Here is a 17,274-nt window from a genome sequence, read left to right on the forward strand (position 1 = left end):
CACCGGAAGTTCACCAGAATTTCAGGTTGTTCTTGATCGCTTCGCGTTTGAGTTCCTGGATGTGCTCGGTGAGGGGGATGTCCTTCGGGCACACCTCGGTACAGGAGAACTGCGTCTGACAACGCCAGACGCCGTGTTCCTGTTCGAGGATTTCGAGGCGGCGCTGTTTCATGTCCTCGCCTTCGCGTTCGTCCATCGCAAAACGGTAGGCCTTGTTGATGGCCGCCGGGCCGAGATACTCGTTGTCGCCAGCGGCGATGTTACACGAGGACATACATGCGCTACACCAGATACAGCGCGTGGACATCTTGACCTTCTCGCGGTTCTCGCGGGTCTGGCGCTGTTCTTCGAGTTCGCCGTCCGGAAGCGAGTTGGTCTGGAAGTACGGTTCGACCGCTTCCATCTGGTCGTAGAAGTGCTCCATATCGACGACGAGGTCTTTGACCACGTCGGCGTGCGGGAGCGGTTCGACGCGAACTGGCTCCGAGAGGTCCGACAGTTGCGTCTTGCAACCGAGTCGCTGTGACCCGTTGACGAACAGCGCGTCGGACCCGCAGATGGCCTGTCGGCACGAGTGCCGGAAGGTGAGCGACGAATCGTAGTGGTCGCGCGCCCACATGAGCGCGTCGAGAATCGTCATCCCCTGCTTGTACGGGACGTAGAAGTCGTCGAAGCGGGGTTCCTGTTTCTCCGGCACCTCGGGGTCGTACCGGAAGACCTTGAGGTGGTACGTGTCGTCCGCCGTACGCGCTTTCTCGGCCGCTTCGACCTCGCGTTGTTCTTGGACGCGCTCGGCGCGCTCACGCTTTTTCGCGTCGCGCTTCTGCTTGCCGGTTGATACCGTCTCCGAGGCTGATTCGTCTTCGACTTGTTCGGGTACTTGCGTACTCATGGTTAGATGGGGACACCTCCAGCCCACGCGAGTGCGGTACGGACGCCCTGCACGATGAGGAGCAGGCTTGCGAAGCCGAGAGTCACCTTGACCGCCGTCTTACGGGTGCCCGAAAGCCCCTGATTGACGAGTGCGTTGTAGACGCCGTTGACTCCGTGGAACGTCGCGGTGACGAGGAACAGAATCATCAGCGAGAAGTACGTGAGACTCTCCATTCGCGCCTGCGAGAGCGCGAACGTCACTTCGTCTGCGTGGTTGAGGAAGTGCAGGAGGAAGAAGTGGAATGCCAATACGACGACGAGGAACGCGGCGGTGAGGCGTTGCCACAGCCACCGGCGTCCGCCAGGTTTGAAGGACGTGTAACGTTCTGCCATGTTAGATAGTCACCCCTGCGAGGAACGTGGGGACGCTCGCAACGACGATGACACCCGTCAGGATGAGAGAGGCATAGAAGCTCTTGTCCTGTGCTTCCAGCCCGACACCCAAATCGACGAACAACAGACGTAGCCCGTTGAGAATGTGGAACACCGCCACGGCGAGCAGTCCGACCTCGAGGATGCGCACGATAAGAAGGCTCTCCAGACCCTGTATCGTAGTCGTGTACTCCGTCGCGCCCGAGAGGGCCGTCGATAACACGGCGATGTGGGTAAAGAGATACCCCACAAGCACCCAGCCGGTGAACTTGTGGAATATCCAGGCCCACATGCCAGCCGAGAACTCCCGCCATCGGCTGAAGTCCTCGATGAGGCCCCGGTTGTAAGACTGACTCATGCTCTTGTGAGCGTCGGGACGGGGAAGGTATAGAACTTACGTGTATGATGTTTCATCAAGGTTGGCAAAAATCGCCGGACACCGGGACCTCAGTCCGGACGCGACCGGCTCAAACCGACGATTCGAGCGGTGCTGACTGCTCGCCTTCGACGACGCGCCGGACCTTGTCTTTCAGTTCGACGAGGTGGCAAATCGGGTTGCCGGGATAGACGACCGGGTTTTCGAGAACACCGACGAGAAGTCCCGTAAACGGAGCCACGACGGTTACGTTGTCGTCTTTGAACGGGTTGGTAATCGTGCATATTCGGTCGCCTTCGTGGACGAGTGCGCCGCGGTCGTGGTGCATATCGACGATACCGCCCGCGTCGGCGCGGAGCCACGTCTTTTCGTTTTCGTCGGAGATGACGGTTCGCCAGCCCGGCCAGTTGACCGTCGAAGTCTCACGGAGTCCGTATTCGGCGAAGACGCTCTCGACGCCTGCAAGCGCCTCGTCGATGAGTTCGCGCTGGAAGCGGTGGGCCTCGCCCATCTCGACGGTGATTGCGGGCGTTCCGCTTTTCGACGCCTCGGTTCGGAGCATGCCGTCGGAGCCGGAACTGTCGATGATGACGTGGGACCCGAACGCGTTTGCGAGGCGCGCGACGGCGTCGTCCGACATGTCGGCGCGAACGTGGAGCATGTTAGTTCGCCCCCGCGTCGAGGTGTGGAAGTCGATGCCGAGGTCGCAGGGGGCGATGAAGTTTTGGTAGATTCGGTGCGCCATCCGCTTCGCACCGGTCGATGTCTCTGACCCGGGGAACGACCGATTCAGGTCGCGGTCGTAAATCGGGAGGTAGCGCTGTTGGGCGAGGAACGCGGGGACGTTCATCACGGGCATGCAGACGAGCGTTCCGGCGAGGTCTGAGAGGTCCCACTCGTAGGCCACCTCGCGGACGACTTCGATGCCGTTCAGTTCGTCGCCGTGGGCGGCGGCGGAGAGGAAGACGGTCGGACCGGGACGTTCCCCGTTGATAATCGTGACGGGGATGCGGACCGGATCGCCGAGATACGTCTCCGAGATACCGTACCGGATGTCCTGTGTTTCGCCCGGCTCGACCTTCCCTCCGTTGTAGGTGAAGGCCTCGTTGTCGGCCATGTGAACCGATGGGGCGGCCGGGATTATAAACGGTGAACCCGAACCCAAAGAGACCGTTTTCAAATCTGAATACTGTGTTGTCTCCGAATCACCTCGTGATACGCCAGTGGAGTCATATTCTTGAGGTTGAACTTCTGTCTATCAGTAAACAGAGTTTGCAGTCGCTAACTCGCGTATAGACGCGTCTCTACCGTCATAGCTTTGAAAGCAGGCTTGTATCAATGGTGTATGTCCACCACAAACGACACCGTGCGCGTCGGAGTGCTTTCCCTGCACAACAGCAAGGAGACGAAGGCAATCCTCAACGCGGTCGAGGACCTTGGCCACGAACCAGTTTGGCTTCGCCGGGAGAACGCGGCGGTCAACATTCAAGACGGTGAGGTGACAGTCGAACCTGAGGTGGACATCATTGCGAATCGACTGCTCCTGTCGAACACCGAAGAACCAGCCGAACTCCTCGGGCTGGCGACGACGTTCAATCGCATCCGACCGATGCTCAACGAACCCGATTCGGTGCTCGCGGCGATTCACAAGTTCGCCACGGCCGCGACGCTGGCTAACTGGAACATCAAGGTTCCAGACGCCCTGCTCGCGCTTTCGAACGACCGTCTGAACCAAGGCCGAGAGCGGTTCGGCGAGGTCGGCGTCTACAAATCTGCAATCGGCACCCACGGCGGCGGGACGTGGAAAGTTGATCTGACCGAGCCGGTCAACCCGAAAGTGGGCAACCGACAGGCGTTTCTCCAGAAACTCATCGACCGCGACAACGACCGCCACCGCGACCTCCGGGTCTACATCGTCGATGGCGAGGTCATCGGCGCGATGTACCGCTACGCGCCTGAAGGGGACTGGCGGACGAACGTCGCCCTCGGCGGCGACGTTCTCGACGCGACAGACGAGATGCCCGAGGAGGCGAAAGAGACGGCCCTCTACGCCGCAGAAGTCATGGAGATGGACTACGTCGGCGTCGACCTCGTCGAGGGTGACGACGGTTGGTTCGTCCTGGAAGCGAATCCGACGGCGGGCTTCAAGGGCTTGTACAAAGCGACGGGGAAGAGTCCCGCGCCGTACATCGCACAACTCGCAATCGAGCGCGCCGGCGGCGACGTCGATGAGACGCGCGTCGAAGAACTCTCGGCGACGCTCGACGATTCGACGCCCTCGTGTGCACCCAACGAATCGCCCATCCTCGACGGCGAAGCCCCGATTATCGGCTACATCGAGGAAGTCGTCGTCAACGGGACAAGCGGGTCCCAACAGACGCTCGCCAAGTCAGACACGGGTGCGACCCGGACCAGCATCGACACGAGTCTCGCCGCCGAAATCGGTGCCGGGCCGATAAAGAGCATGACGCGCGTGAAGTCCGGCAGTCTCAAGACCGGCAAAGCGCGCCCGGTCGTTGACCTCGTTATCGGTATCGGCGGCACCCAACACACCGTCACCGCCAGCGTCGAAGACCGCTCGCACATGGACTACCCGCTTCTCCTCGGCCGCGACATCCTCGAACACTACCGCGTTGACGTGCGCCGCCGCGCGAACACCGACCGCAACGGCGACGACGAAGAAGAAGAACTCCTCGAAGAGTAAGAGAACCGTCGGCGGACCCGACACACGAATTTTTCTTCTCGACGGCCGAACGTCGAGTCGATGAGCGACGACGCGTACCGCGAACTCAAATGCGACCCCCATCTCGGCGACGTGGTCGAAGAACACGGCCCGCTCTCGCTCGACCCGGCCGACGACCCCTTCGAGCGACTGGTCGTCTCCATCGTCAACCAGCAACTCTCGACGTCCGCGGCGGCGACGATTCGAGACCGGCTGTTCGAGCGCGTCGAAGTCACGCCTGCCGGACTCCTCGCCGCCGACGAAGCCGTCTTAGGCGATTGCGGCCTCTCGAATCAGAAAATCGGCTACGTCCGCAACGTCGCCGAGGCGTTCCAAGACGGTTTCTCGGCCGAGTCACTGCGCGCGATGGACGACGACGACGTTATCGACTCGCTGACCGAGATTCGCGGCGTCGGCGTCTGGACCGCGAAGATGTTCCTCATCTTCGTTCTCGCGCGCGAGGACGTGTTTCCGGTCGAAGACCTCGGGATTCGGCGCGGCATGGAACGCGTCTTCGGCTTCGACGTGGACACCGTTTCACGAGGAACGATGCGCGAGCGAGCGGCGAAGTGGACGCCATATCGAAGCTACGCCAGTCTCTATCTCTGGCGGAGCGTGGACTGATTCGCCAGTACCGAAGCCAGTGGTGCAACCGCCATCGCTGTCGGCACCGTGGTCGGCGTCGTCAGGAGGGTTATCGGCGACGACTTCAAAAATAAACGAGAGTCACGTTTACATTTTCTGCGAGGGAAACGTTGAAACCGATACACACTGTAACGTTCGTCCATGAAGGTAGACGATATCAACAGCATCACTGTTCTCGGAGCAGGCAACATGGGCCACGGCATCGCGGAAGTCGCCGCCCTCGCCGGCTACAACGTCGTCCTGCGCGACATCAAAGAGGAGTTCGTCCAGAAGGGCTACGACCAAATCGAGTGGTCGCTCAACAAACTCGCCGAGAAGGACCGACTCTCGCAGGAAGACGCCGACGCCGCGCTCGACCGCGTGACGGCCGTCGTTGACCTCGGTGAAGCCGTCTCCGACGCCGATGTCGTTATCGAGGCCGTTCCCGAGAAGATGGCCATCAAGAAGGACGTGTACACGGAACTGGAAGCACACGCGCCCGAGCACACCGTCTTCGCCACGAACACCTCCAGTCTCTCCATCACGGAGCTCTCCGAAGTGACAGAGCGTCCCGAGCGCTTCTGCGGCATGCACTTTTTCAACCCGCCGGTTCGCATGGACCTCGTCGAGGTCATCTCCGGTGCACACACCGACGACGAGACACTCGACGTTATCGAGGACCTCGCAGAGGAGATGGGAAAGACACCCGTCCGCGTCCGCAAGGACAGCCCCGGATTCATCGTGAACCGCATTCTCGTCCCGCTGATGAACGAAGCGGCGTGGACGGTCCACGCGGGCGACGCGACCATCGCGGAAGTCGATTCCACGACGAAGTACGACCTCGGGCTTCCGATGGGAAGCTTCGAACTCGCAGATCAGGTCGGCATCGATGTGGGTTACCACGTCCTCGAATACATGCATGAAGTCCTCGGCGACGCCTACGCGCCGTGTCCGCTTCTCTCCGAGAAAGTCGAAGAAGAGACGCTCGGCAAGAAGACCGGCAAGGGCTTCTACGACTACGAGGACGGTGAGGGTGCACAGATTCCCCACGGCGAAGGAAGCGAGGACATCAAAAACCGCCTGCTCGCGCTCATGGCGAACGAAGTCGCCGGACTCGTCGAAAACGAAGTCGCCGACCCCGACGCAATCGACCGCGCTGTCATGCTCGGCGCTGGCTTCCCCGACGGCCCGGCGAAGATGGCCGACCAAGCCGACATCGCAACGCTCGTCGAGACGCTCGACGACCTGCACGAAGAGACCGGTGAAGAGCGCTACGAAGTCGTCGAGTACCTCCGCGACCTCGCAGAGTCCGGTTCGGGCTTCTACGGCGGCGAAGAGAGCGAAGACGGCGGTCTCGACTTCGACAACGTCGCAATCGAGGTCCGCGAGGGTATCGGACACATCACGCTCGACCGTCCGCACCGCCTCAACACCATCAGCACCGAGCTGATGGACGACCTTTCCGACGCGCTCGACATCCTCGGCGACGACGACGAGGTACGCGCAATTCTCCTGACCGGCGCTGGCGACCGCGCCTTCTCCGCCGGTGCCGACGTGACTAGCATCGCCGCGGGCGGCGGCGACGCCGTCTCGGGCGTCGAAATCTCCCGTAAGGGCCAACAGACATTCGGCAAACTCGAAGAGATGGACAAGCCCGTCATCGCCGGTATCGACGGCTTCTGTCTCGGCGGCGGCATGGAACTCTCGATGTGCGCCGACCTCCGAATCGCCACGGAGCGCTCCGAGCTCGGACAGCCCGAACACGACCTCGGTCTCATCCCCGGCTGGGGCGGCACCGTCCGCCTCCAGCGCATCGTCGGCACCGGCCGCGCGAAAGAGATTATCTTCTCCGCCGAACGCTACGACGCCGAGACGATGGCCGACTACGGCTTCATCAACGAGGTCGTCGAAAACGAAGACTTCGAAGAACGCGCCTTCGAGTACGCCCAGAAGTTCGCCCAAGGCCCGCCGATTGCACAGCGCTACACCAAGCGCGCGATGCACAACGGCTGGGAGAACACCGATGCCGGTCTCGAAGTCGAGGCACAGGGCTTCGGCCTGCTGTTTACCACGTCTGACCTGATGGAAGGCATCGCGGCGTTCACGAGCGACCGCGACCCCGAATTCACCGGCGAGTAAGGCTCATATCGTGAGTGGGTTCCTCTCACTCACTCGGTTCGGAACGCAACCCTTAAAATAATCCAACTACCACTCGTGAATGCAGAAGCTCGGTTGGTGTAGTCCGGCCAATCATCTTGGCCTTTCGAGCCGAGGACAGGGGTTCGAATCCCCTACCGAGCATTTCTCTGCTGAACTACCTTCCAAGCGACCGCTGTACGTGTCGCTTGGGTTGTAAAGCGGTGTCCGTGAGTTAGTGGGGACACCTGTCGCCGGGTTCGACTTTTACTTGTTGCCAACATATAGCATGCATAGAATGGTTCACCACTGCCCCCACGAACTCACGCCGCAGGCTCCTCCGGATGCTTGACCAAGGAGTCGTCTCCATCGAACCCATCGTCGCCCGCCTGTTCGTCGCGGCGGCGTTGGGGATGTTTCTCGGCTTGGAACGCGAACGGGCGAAAAAGAGCGCCGGAATGCGGACGTTCACACTGACGAGTCTCCTCGGGGGCATCGCAGTCGTCATCGGAAGCGACATTCTGCTCGCAGTCGGCGGCTTGCTGGTCGTCGCTCAAGGGGTGCTTCTCGGCGGCTGGGGAATCGTCGAGCAACGAATCAAAAACGGCGAGTTCAGAAGTGGAGTCACGGGGTCCGGAGGAAGCCCGTACGACGCGGGTGACGCCGACACGGAGACAGACGCCACCGAGCCGGACCGCTCGGACGCCGCCGACGATGTCAGTCTGTCGCTTACGACCTCGACATCACTTCTCGTCGCCTACGCGGTCGGGGCCGCGGTCGTCGGGGGTTACATCATCGAGGGCGTTATCGTCGCGCTCACGTCGTCACTGCTGTTGGTCCTGCGGCGGGAACTCCACGGGTTCGCTCGGCAGTTGACGGTAGACGAAGTTCGGAGCGCAATCGAGTTAGCAATCATCGCGTTCGTCATCTTCCCGTTACTTCCGGAGGGTCAGGTAGGACCGTGGAACGCGGTCAGTCCGCGGACGGTCTGGCTTCTCGTCATCGCCGTGAGCGCAATCGGCTTCGCCAACTACGTCGTCATCCGACGGTACGGCGAGCGAGGGATTGCAGTCACCGGTTTTTTCGGCGGTCTCGTCAATTCGACCGCAGTCATCGGCGGCATCTCGGGGCGGGCGAAGCGAAACCCGTCGATTCGGCCGCTCGCGGTCAGCGCAATTTTGATGGCCGACGCCGCGATGGCGATTAGAAATCTCACCCTCGTCGTGGTGTTTGTTCCCGGCCTCGCGTGGGACGTCGGTGTCCCGCTCGGTCTCGTCGCAGTCGTCGGAATCGGGTATGCCTTGCAGTCTCGGGAGTGGCGCGTTGACCTCGACGTGGGCTTCGAATCGCCGTTCAGCCTCGAAAGCGCCCTGCGGTTCGGCGGCTTCTTTCTCGTGGTGCTTCTGAGCGCCGCCGCGGCACAACAGTATTTCGGTGCTACCGGCTTCGTCGTGACGAGTTTTCTCGGCGGATTGGTATCGAGTGGGTCCGTCGTGACGACCGCGGTCACGCTCTACAGCGGCGGCCAAATCGGGGCGACGACGGCCGTCGTCGGCGTATTGGTTGGGACTGCGGCGAGCATCCTCGTCAAGATTCTCCTCGCGGCGAGCATCGACCGCAAACTGCTCCGCCCGGTCGCCCGAAAGAGCGCACTTCTCGTCGCCAGCGGCGTCCTCGGGGGGCTGTTCGTCTTGCTTCGGCCGTGACCGCGACCGGCACAACATTGATTACAACGTATCCCACCAATCAAATCGCACTGGTTCGGTGCATCCCATTTTGTTACCGAGCGGCCCCGAAGATTCGCCCGTCGGTCGTCCCCCGACGCGGCGAGGGCCACTCTCCGGACTCGAACAGCCGATGGCTTCAGGTACGCCGGCGTAAATGATGCGCCAAGACCGACCGTGGCGATGAATCGCAACCCGACTCCCGAGGACGAAGCCGAACCGATACCGAACCGTACGCACGTAACTCAGACGACAGACCCGTCGGGTCGGGGTGCGTACCGATGAGCGAGGCGACGCGAGCGATGCTGGCCGCGGGAACGCTCGTCGCGCTCGCGGCGACGGCCGGAAGCCTGTATTTCAGCCTCGGACTCGGCCTGACGCCGTGTGACCTCTGTTGGTACCAGCGCATTCTCATGTACCCGCTCGTCGTCGTTCTCGGGGTTGCGGCCCTCGAAGACCGGTCGGGCGTCTGGAAGACCGTGCTTCCGCTCTCGCTCGGTGGCGTTACGCTGGCCGGCTATCACACGTACCTGCAGGTTGCACCGGGTGCGACCTGCACCGTCGGCGGACCGTGTACGTCCATCCAGTATCCGATGCTCGGCGGCTTGCTGACCATTCCGCGACTGTCGCTCGTCGCGTTCTCGCTCGTGGCGGTGCTCGCGGTCGCCGTCACCCGCGTCGGTGGGACCGACGATTCGTGGGGAATCTGAGTCTCACCGGAGCGTCTCGTAGGACGCCTCCAAATCGACCATCGGTTCAGGGTAGTCGCGTCCCAACTGCACGCCGTAGTCGGCCTGTTCGTCGGCGGTCATCGTCCACGGTTCGTGGGCGTATTCGGCCGGGAGACCGTCGAGTTCCGGTAACCAGTGTTTCACGTAGTCGGCGTTCGCGTCGTACTGGCGGGCCTGTTTGACGATGTTGAAATAGCGATCTCGGGAGTCGTTTCCGACGCCCGCGATGTACGCCCAGTTGCCGTAGTTCGAGGCGGGGTCGTAATCGACCAGTTGCGTCTCGAAGTAGGCCGCGCCGCGTCGCCAGTCGAGTCGGAGATTGTTTGCGAGGAACGACGCGGCGTTTTGCCGCCCGCGGTTCGACATGTAACCCGTCGCGTTCAACTCGCGCATGTTGGCATCGACGAATGGGATTCCCGTCTCGCCCGCGGCCCAGCGTTCGAACTGCGCGTCGTCGGTTCGCCAGTCGATGTCAGTTCGGTCCCTGATGCCGCCGCGACGGAAGAACTCGGTCCCGTGTTTGGCGAACTGGAACTGGAAAAAGTCCCGCCAGCGGAGTTCGAATGTGAGCCAGTACGTCGAGTCGTTCGACACCCGAACGTCCTCGTAGCGCTCGACTTCGGACTGGACGTATCGCGGCGAGAGGCACCCCTCGTTCAACCACGGCGAGAACTTCGAGGAGTAGTCGGCACCGAGCATCCGGTTTCGCGTCTCCTTGTATTCCCGAAGGTGGTCGCCCTCCCAGATGTACGACTCGACCCGGTCGAGCGCGGCCGTTTCGCCGCCGTCGAATCGGAGCACTCCGCGGTCGTCGAACCTAGGAGTAGTGAGTGTTTCGTCGAGGTCAGCGATACTCGGAATCGAGCCGGGGTCCGGTGCGTCGGCTGGGAACGCCGGTATCTCGGGGATATGAAGCGGCTCTCGAACGGTAGCGTCTCGCTCGACTGCGTTGCGGAACGTGGTGTACGTGTCCGGCACGTCGTCGTACGCCATCGGGAGGTCGTCGAGGTGCGTGAGCGTATGCCCCCAGAACCGTCGCGGGTCGATGTCGGCGTCTCGATGTTCGCGTTTGACCGCGGCTTCGACCTGCATCTCTTCGGCTGTCGGCCACGTGTGCATCGTCACGGACGCCGCGTCAACGGCGGCCGCAACGTCGGGAATCACGGACTCGGGTCGGCCGACTCGCACGAGCAAGTCGCTGTCTCGGTCGCGGAGCGACGACCGAAGGTCGGCCACCGACTCCAGTCGGAAGCGAGCGCGGTGTGCGCCAGTCTTCTCGAAGTCGAACGAGTCGTCGCCGCCAAAGGGACGGGTGCCGTAGTCCCCCGGGTCGAAACAGTAGACGGGAACGACGCGGTCGGCCGCGCACGCCTCGACGAGCGCTTCGTTGTCGTGGAGTCGAAGGTCCCGCCGGAACCACACGAGCGATATTGTGTCTGTCATGTTTGGCGGCGCTTAGGATGGGGCGTACTTGAGTCGAGTGGCCGTGCGAGGGCGTCGAGGCGGCGGTTACGCGCGGTTTCGTGTCTTCAGTCCGAGTTCGGCACCGATGACGAGCGCGACGACGAGAAGCGTGACGAGTGCGACGAGACGCGGGTCAACACGGGCGATGACGGGCATTCCCATCCATCCGGCGAGAACGAGCACGACGCCAGCGAGACAGGTGGTAAACGAGAGCACCGCAAATGGCATCGTTCGATGACCGCCGTCGGCGAAGTACGGGTCCAGTTCGGCGGCGGTCGCGCCCAGCGAGACCATCTTCGCCGCCGAGTCGTAGGCGACGATGTGGAGCGTGTCGAGTTTCGGGAGGTGCGTCTGGTGAAGCGAGATGTAGACGCTCTGTCTGACGTTCTTCGGCGGCGGCGACTCACCCGATTCGACTTCCGCGATGTGTTCTGCGAGGTCGCCGACCGATTCGGTGCCGTCGCTGTCGCGGAGTCGTTCGAGCGTGAGCCGCCGCCGCTCGTTTCTGAGCACGTCGTGGATGTCCGCTTCGTCGAGCGTTCGGTCGGCGGAACCGCTCTCTGACCCGCCGGTGAGACGGTCAGAAATGCCCATCGTCCCGGTTAGAGCCAGTCGTCGGGTTTGGTGTCATAGTCGATGTCACTAGCCGCGATGCGTTCTTCGAGGGACGAATCGAGGTCGTGTTCCTCGAAGTCGTCCCCGTCGTAGCGGATGCGAATCGCTCGTTCGACCGGCGTCGGTTCGCGCCCGCGTCTGCGAGCGACTTCGATTTCGTGGTCGTCGAACTCCTTGACGATGGTCATCAGATTGACCGGACGACCCCACAGATGGTAGACCCGCTCCAAGACGCCTTTCGCCTGCTGTTTGTCGAGGATGACGCCGTTGTACTGGTGACCAAGGAGCAGTTCTCCGCGGTTGTCGAAGTTCCCGTCGTAGACGGCGATGGTGGGCTTGCCGAAGTTCGTGAACTGGAACAGGAGCTTCTTTTTTACGTCCTCGTACTCGGACGACGAGACGCGGAACTGCTGTGAGGACCGCGAGTACTCGTAGGCGAAGTAGTGGTTGTCGCGGACGAACTCCTCGGAGAGGAACGCGTCGAGGAACGTCACGTCGTTGTGGCTCTCTCGAATCTCGCGCATCCGGTCCCACCCGGTCGTCTTGTCAACGTCGGCAATCGCCCCCTCGACGGTGTCGTACTGGTCGTCGTCGAACATGTACCGCGAGAGCTGTTCGAGTTCGGACCGCCGAATCCGACGGAGGAATCCACGGTTCTGCGGTTTGACGAGCGAGTAATGGCGCTCTGCGAGACCCTCGTAGGAGAGCAGTTTCCACGGGTATTTGACGACATCGAGCGAGTCGTCGCCCGAAAGCGCCCTGTCGAGCACCTCGTGGTCAACTCGGGGGTCGTCCTCGCCGAGGGCCGCGAGGTCGGACGCCGATTCCGCGTGGAGCGTGTCGATAGCCGGGTCGGGACGCAACAGGTCCTGTACCTCGTCGAAATCGACCATCTCGTGGAAGTTCCGCCACGTGATGCCCGTCACGCGCAGGAGTTTGTCCGCAACTTCGGCGCGGTTCGTCGTGTTCTCGATGTACTCCCAGAGTTCCTTACCGAGTTTGTAGGGGTTGAGACCGGGCGAGCCGAGCACCCGAGATTGATGGTCGGCGTAGGTGATGAACTCGTCAGTGCCCGCGAAGTGCTCGTCGCCCATCATAAGCGACTCCCAGTAGGCCGCCCACCCCTCGTTCATGACTTTCGTCATCTTCTGGGCGGCGAAGTAGTACGACTCCTCGCGGAGCATGTCGAGGACGTCTTTTTGCCACGGCTCCATCTCCTCGGCTTTCTCCGTCTCGTCGTCGTACTGCATCCCGTGTTCGCGGAGATACGCGAGCACGTCCTTCCGCGGTTCGGTGAGTTTCGCGGCCTCGCGCTCGGCTTCCTCGACGTCTTCGAGCCACTCCTCGTCGAACACCTCGCGGCGAACGTCGTCGGAGATGTCGAGGCTGTCGAGTTGCGCGCGAATGTCCTCGGGGATGCGCCCGTCAGAGTCGCGTGCGGCCTCACGAATCGACCGGTGTTGGTCTATCGTGTCTTCGAGACACAGCACGGCGTCGATGAACTTCTCCACCTCGTCGCGGCTCACGTCCGGGTTTTGGACGTGGCGCTCGATGGCCTTGGCGTGCTGTTCGAGCATCGCCGCGGCGGCGAACTGCCCTTCGTCCGAGAACAGCCGGAACCACTGGTTGTTCTTGAAGAAATCGGAGTGCGCCTCGACGTGGGTGATGACGGCCTTCTGGTCGGCCAGCGAGTTCGACTCCTGCAGGAAGGCGTTGGCCGGGTCGTCGTTGTTGACGATTTCGAACGCCTTGCCCATGCCGAACTGGTCTGTCTTGCGCTGTCGGTCGTAGGTCATCCCCCACCGCCAGTGCGGGTAGCGCTCTTGGAACCCGCCGTACGCGATGAGCTGGTTCATCTCGTCGTAGTTGACGACCCAGTAGTTCACCGGGTACGGGTCCAACCCGAGTTTGTGGGCGAGCGCGCTCGCTTCGCGGACGGGTTCGTCCAGTCGGGCGGCTTCTCTCTGTGCGTCTCTGCGGTGTCGTCTGAAACTCATTCTGCTGTCGCCTCCGTGCTGAGGATGCGGTATATCGCGTCGATGACGTCTTCCGGTTGCGAGACGTACGCGACGACGACGTTGCCCTCGTCGCCGAGGTTCTTCTCGACCTCCTCGGCGTGCGTCGCGTTGATTGCGGTGCCGCCGGGTTGCGTCTCGACGTAGGCGTGAAGGTTCGCGTCTATCTCCTGCATGAGCGGGATGACTCGCTCTTTCGTGTCGTTCGAGGAGTTTTCGGAGTCGCCGGCGGCGAAGACGTAGCGGTTCCACTCGCGCCACGGGTACCGTTCGTCTAAGACCTCCTTCGTCAACTCGTAGGCCGACGAGATGCGCGTCCCGCCGCCCGAGCGAATGCCGAAGAACTCGTCGCGTTCGACCTCCCACGCCTCCGCGTCGTGGGCGATGTAGACGAACTCCGCGTGGTCGTACTTGCCCGTGAGGTACCAATCGAGCGGCGTGAAGGTCCGTTCGACCAGTTCGCGTTTAGTCTCGCGCATCGACCCCGACACGTCTCGGATGTTGACGACGACGACGTTCGAGCGCTTCTTTTCGATTATCTCGGGGTGACGGTAGCGTTCGTCTTCGCGGCGGAACGGAATCTCTTTGAGACCGTCGCGGCGGATGCGCTGGACGGTCGTCGTCCGATCGACGTTCGCTTCCATCTCCTCGAAAGAGTCCCACGTGCCGCGTTCGTCGTCGGGAATGCGACTCCACTCGTCGTCGATCCACGCCATCGAGACGAGGATGTTGTTCTCACGGCACCAGTGGTAGACGTCCTTCGCGGAGGTCCCTTCGACCTTCATCGCCTCGCGGACGAACTCCTCGTCGAAGTCCATCGCCAGTTTGCGCTTGAGACCCTCCTTGAACAGGCGTTCGAAGTCGAGCGTGCTGTGGGGACCGCTCCGGGTGATGTCGGTGAAGTCGCCTTCGATTTCGTCGATGACCTCCTTGCCCTTCGGTTCGAGTTCGAGACCCAGCTCTTCGTCCAGCGCCTCGGCGAACTGCTCGGGATTCATCTCGTAGTACTCGTGTTCGGTCCCTTCCTCGCCGGGTTCGCCTTCGTCACCTTCGCCCGGCTCGGGTTGTGGCTGGCCGAGTGGCTGTCCCACGTCGGGGGTGCCGCCTTTGCCCTGCCCGACGCCGCCCATGTCGAGGCGGTCGTACTGGAACTCCGGCAGGTCAACGACCTTGATTGGAATCTTGATGTCCTTCGAGCCAGAGGCTCCGAGGTCGCCGTAGGAGATGAAATCCTTGAGGTCTTCGCGTCGCTCTTCGCCCACTTCTCGGAATCGTTCGAGGTCGTCTCTCAGTCCCATGTGTGACTCACCCGCTTCAGTACGGCGCGACTCGTGAGTTCGGCCGAGGCCGTGGTGTAGCCGCGTGTGACCATCTCGTCGATGGTGCGTTCTTTGACGCGCTCCGTCTCGGTGTTCGCCGGCGGGTCGTCCCACTGGCGCGGTTCGAGGTCCGGAAACAGCCGGCGCACGTCCTCCCAGTCGTGGGTTTCGAGCACCGTCCGGATGACGGGAATCTCGGTCAGGTCAACGTCCGAGACCGTGAATCCCGCGTCGCGGTTCTCCCACGCGTAGCGGTTGAGCGTGGTGATGACCTTCTCGTTGCGGAAGGTTTCGACCGCCTCGGACGGGTCGTTGCCCTCGTAGTCGTCGGGGGAAAACCGCCCGAGGTGTTCGGTCTCGAACAGTTTCATGAGGAGCGGGTCCGGGTCGATTGGCCCGTGTTCGGTCTCTAACTGCCCGTCCGACGCCCACGCGTAGACGTGTTCGACGTACTCCTCGACCGTCTCGCGCTCGACGCCCTTGTCGGCGAGTAGCGCGTCGAGCACGTCGGCTTCCTGTTGGTCGAAGATGTGGTCTTCGACTATCTCGACGCGGCCTTCGTACTCCGACGCCTCCGCGCGGGAGAAGACGGGCGCGTCCGGCAGTTCTTCGACCATCGCGTCGAGTACGTCGGTCGGCATCACGACCGACGCCACGTCGAGGTCGGGGTGACGGCGGTCGATGCGGTCGTGGAGCAAGTCGGCGATGACGTCGCGGGTGAACGTCACGGGGATGCCGTGTGTCCCCTCGGTGTCGCCGATGAACTCGAACGCCGACACCTCGCGTCGCTGGTCGCCGACCTGCAAGTAGCCGCGGTCGAACAACAGCGCCTTGTCAACGAGGTCGAATTCGAGTTCCGGGTCGCGCGGGATGTCGTCGGGGTCGAGTCGGGTCACGACGCTGTAGAGCGCCGCCGCCTCGATGGTGTGGGGCGCGAGTTCTCGCAGTTTGACCTTCCCCGGTCCCTTTCGTACGTCCAGCGTGACCGCCTCGGCGACGCGTTCGGCCATCGCCTCGGGGTCGTCGGTCCAGACGCTCGTCTCGTTCGTCAGTTCGCGCCGGATGAGTTCGGCCTCCAGCGAGAGGTTCGTCAGGTAGCGGAACTCGTGTTTGTTGAGTCGGCGCTTGAGCGCCTTCAGGGGGTCGCGGCCGTTCCTGTCGGCGAACTTGTCGAGTTCGGCGTCGAGGTCCGGGTTCGAGATGATGACGAGTTGCGTGTCGATGTCCATCCCGATGCCCTTGTCCAGTTTGACGTGTCCCTCGTCGGGGACGTTCAGGAGTTTCTGGAGCAAGTCGGCGTGTTGGGCCGCGTCCTCGACGATAGTGAGAAGCCCGTTACCCTGCGAGAGCACGCCGTCGAAACTGAACGCCTGCGGGTTCTTACGCCCACGAGAGTTCAGTTCGCGGAGCATGCTCGGCATCCACGACCCGACGAGTCGCTCTTTCGGCGACCCGTCGTCTTCGGAGTGGAGGACGCCGATGCCGCGTCCCACGTCTACGACGTAGTTTTTCACCCGGAGGTGTTTCGGGTCCGTGACGGCGCTGAACAGTTCGTTCTTGCCGGCGCGGCGGAACTCCTCTTCGAGGTAGTTGTACGCTTCGAGACAGAACGGGTCGAGACCCTCATCAACGCTGATCGGGATGTGGTCGTCGTTCGTCCGGTTGAGGTCTCTGAGCAGTTGCTTGCGCACGTCGCTCGGGAAGACCGAAAGCGGGTGCGACTGGACGGGGCTTTCGTACCAGTCTTCGTCGTCGGCATCGACTTCGCCGCCGTAGGAGAGTCCTCGGGTGTCGTCGGCGTTTGAGACGTTCCACTCGACGGTGTAGCGCCGCCCCGAATCGGTCTTCGAGTACTCTCGCAGGCCGTTTATGAGACAGCGTTTCAACTCGGATTTGCCCGTCGCCGTCGGCCCGTCGAACCAGACGATTTTCTCGGCTTTGCCGCGGTCTGCGGCGATGGTTCTGAGGTCGTCAACGAACGCGTTGAGCACGTCCGTATTTCCGAGGATGGCGTGCTCGCCGTCGTTCGCCGGGTCGTCGAAAAAGCAGTAGCGCTCCTTTTTCTCGCCCTGTTCGACGACCTCTCTAGTCCCCATCGACTCGATGGCTTCGAGCAGATACTTCGACGCGTGCGACGCGATAGAGGGCGATTCGAACGCCGATTCGACGTACTCGGCGAGGCTCATCGGCTCCTCGTAGGTGCCGCGGAGCGCCTCGTCAGCGTCGCGGATGTAATCTCGCAT

Annotated in this window: 14 protein-coding genes and 1 tRNA gene; 6 read left to right on the forward strand and 9 right to left on the reverse strand. The window is 62.3% G+C overall.

Annotated features, from left to right (window positions below):
• Positions 1-10: 10 nt before the first annotated feature.
• The 4 genes from C440_RS11295 to C440_RS11310 form a co-directional block, all read right to left on the reverse strand.
• Positions 11-892, reverse strand: coding sequence for a succinate dehydrogenase/fumarate reductase iron-sulfur subunit (locus tag C440_RS11295; protein WP_008320610.1), 882 nt, complete (start codon positions 890-892; stop codon positions 11-13).
• Positions 893-894: 2 nt separating this feature from the next.
• Complete coding sequence (locus C440_RS11300; RefSeq protein WP_008320611.1) at positions 895-1,266, reverse strand: succinate dehydrogenase hydrophobic membrane anchor subunit; 372 nt, start codon at positions 1,264-1,266, stop codon at positions 895-897.
• Between the two features lies 1 nt (position 1,267).
• Positions 1,268-1,663: a succinate dehydrogenase, cytochrome b556 subunit gene (gene sdhC, locus C440_RS11305; protein ID WP_008320612.1), complete on the reverse strand. Its 396-nt coding sequence runs from the start codon at positions 1,661-1,663 to the stop codon at positions 1,268-1,270.
• A gap of 109 nt (positions 1,664-1,772) precedes the next feature.
• Entirely contained in the window at positions 1,773-2,798 is a 1,026-nt protein-coding gene (locus C440_RS11310; protein ID WP_008320613.1) for a succinylglutamate desuccinylase/aspartoacylase family protein, read from the reverse strand.
• Between the two features lie 228 nt (positions 2,799-3,026).
• On the opposite strand from C440_RS11310, the gene C440_RS11315 reads away from it, so the two are divergent.
• The 6 genes from C440_RS11315 to C440_RS11340 all read left to right on the forward strand — a co-directional run bounded on the left by C440_RS11315 (position 3,027) and on the right by C440_RS11340 (position 9,597).
• On the forward strand, positions 3,027-4,385 hold the full coding sequence (locus C440_RS11315; protein WP_008320614.1) for a putative ATP-dependent zinc protease: 1,359 nt from the start codon (positions 3,027-3,029) through the stop codon (positions 4,383-4,385).
• A gap of 60 nt (positions 4,386-4,445) precedes the next feature.
• Entirely contained in the window at positions 4,446-5,027 is a 582-nt protein-coding gene (locus C440_RS11320) for a DNA-3-methyladenine glycosylase family protein (RefSeq protein ID WP_008320615.1), read from the forward strand.
• A 162-nt stretch (positions 5,028-5,189) separates the two neighbouring features.
• Positions 5,190-7,166 (forward strand): 3-hydroxyacyl-CoA dehydrogenase/enoyl-CoA hydratase family protein, encoded by a 1,977-nt coding sequence (locus tag C440_RS11325; protein ID WP_008320616.1) that lies wholly within the window; start codon positions 5,190-5,192, stop codon positions 7,164-7,166.
• An 87-nt stretch (positions 7,167-7,253) separates the two neighbouring features.
• Positions 7,254-7,328 (forward strand) — tRNA-Glu (locus C440_RS11330).
• Positions 7,329-7,507: 179 nt separating this feature from the next.
• Positions 7,508-8,869: an MgtC/SapB family protein gene (locus tag C440_RS11335; RefSeq protein ID WP_008320617.1), complete on the forward strand. Its 1,362-nt coding sequence runs from the start codon at positions 7,508-7,510 to the stop codon at positions 8,867-8,869.
• Between the two features lie 299 nt (positions 8,870-9,168).
• Positions 9,169-9,597 (forward strand): disulfide bond formation protein B, encoded by a 429-nt coding sequence (locus C440_RS11340; RefSeq protein WP_008320618.1) that lies wholly within the window; start codon positions 9,169-9,171, stop codon positions 9,595-9,597.
• Positions 9,598-9,600: 3 nt separating this feature from the next.
• Here C440_RS11340 and C440_RS11345 read toward each other — a convergent pair whose 3' ends face one another.
• From C440_RS11345 to C440_RS11365, 5 genes are all read right to left on the reverse strand, one after another.
• Entirely contained in the window at positions 9,601-11,061 is a 1,461-nt protein-coding gene (locus C440_RS11345; RefSeq protein ID WP_008320619.1) for a DASH family cryptochrome, read from the reverse strand.
• A gap of 66 nt (positions 11,062-11,127) precedes the next feature.
• Positions 11,128-11,676 (reverse strand): DUF7344 domain-containing protein, encoded by a 549-nt coding sequence (locus C440_RS11350; protein ID WP_008320620.1) that lies wholly within the window; start codon positions 11,674-11,676, stop codon positions 11,128-11,130.
• An 8-nt stretch (positions 11,677-11,684) separates the two neighbouring features.
• Positions 11,685-13,694, reverse strand: coding sequence for a SpoVR family protein (locus tag C440_RS11355; RefSeq protein ID WP_008320621.1), 2,010 nt, complete (start codon positions 13,692-13,694; stop codon positions 11,685-11,687).
• Positions 13,691-15,010: a YeaH/YhbH family protein gene (locus tag C440_RS11360; protein WP_008320622.1), complete on the reverse strand. Its 1,320-nt coding sequence runs from the start codon at positions 15,008-15,010 to the stop codon at positions 13,691-13,693. Before C440_RS11360 ends, C440_RS11355 begins: the two co-directional genes overlap by 4 nt.
• Positions 15,001-17,274 carry a PrkA family serine protein kinase gene (locus C440_RS11365; protein WP_008320623.1) on the reverse strand — a complete coding sequence of 758 codons (2,274 nt, stop codon included), beginning with the start codon at positions 17,272-17,274 and terminating at the stop codon, positions 15,001-15,003. Before C440_RS11365 ends, C440_RS11360 begins: the two co-directional genes overlap by 10 nt.

This window comes from Haloferax mucosum ATCC BAA-1512 (assembly GCF_000337815.1).
In the GTDB taxonomy this organism is placed as follows: Archaea; Halobacteriota; Halobacteria; order Halobacteriales; family Haloferacaceae; genus Haloferax; species Haloferax mucosum.

Coding starts and splice junctions, on each gene's coding strand:
- C440_RS11345 (WP_008320619.1), bottom strand. CDS start 11,061: ATGACAGACACAATATCGCTCGTGTGGTTCCGGCGGGACCTTCGACTC.
- C440_RS11325 (WP_008320616.1), top strand. CDS start 5,190: ATGAAGGTAGACGATATCAACAGCATCACTGTTCTCGGAGCAGGCAAC.
- C440_RS11360 (WP_008320622.1), bottom strand. CDS start 15,010: ATGGGACTGAGAGACGACCTCGAACGATTCCGAGAAGTGGGCGAAGAG.
- C440_RS11340 (WP_008320618.1), top strand. CDS start 9,169: ATGAGCGAGGCGACGCGAGCGATGCTGGCCGCGGGAACGCTCGTCGCG.
- C440_RS11335 (WP_008320617.1), top strand. CDS start 7,508: ATGCTTGACCAAGGAGTCGTCTCCATCGAACCCATCGTCGCCCGCCTG.
- C440_RS11300 (WP_008320611.1), bottom strand. CDS start 1,266: ATGGCAGAACGTTACACGTCCTTCAAACCTGGCGGACGCCGGTGGCTG.
- C440_RS11350 (WP_008320620.1), bottom strand. CDS start 11,676: ATGGGCATTTCTGACCGTCTCACCGGCGGGTCAGAGAGCGGTTCCGCC.
- sdhC (WP_008320612.1), bottom strand. CDS start 1,663: ATGAGTCAGTCTTACAACCGGGGCCTCATCGAGGACTTCAGCCGATGG.
- C440_RS11365 (WP_008320623.1), bottom strand. CDS start 17,274: ATGCGAGATTACATCCGCGACGCTGACGAGGCGCTCCGCGGCACCTAC.
- C440_RS11355 (WP_008320621.1), bottom strand. CDS start 13,694: ATGAGTTTCAGACGACACCGCAGAGACGCACAGAGAGAAGCCGCCCGA.
- C440_RS11310 (WP_008320613.1), bottom strand. CDS start 2,798: ATGGCCGACAACGAGGCCTTCACCTACAACGGAGGGAAGGTCGAGCCG.
- C440_RS11315 (WP_008320614.1), top strand. CDS start 3,027: ATGTCCACCACAAACGACACCGTGCGCGTCGGAGTGCTTTCCCTGCAC.
- C440_RS11320 (WP_008320615.1), top strand. CDS start 4,446: ATGAGCGACGACGCGTACCGCGAACTCAAATGCGACCCCCATCTCGGC.
- C440_RS11295 (WP_008320610.1), bottom strand. CDS start 892: ATGAGTACGCAAGTACCCGAACAAGTCGAAGACGAATCAGCCTCGGAG.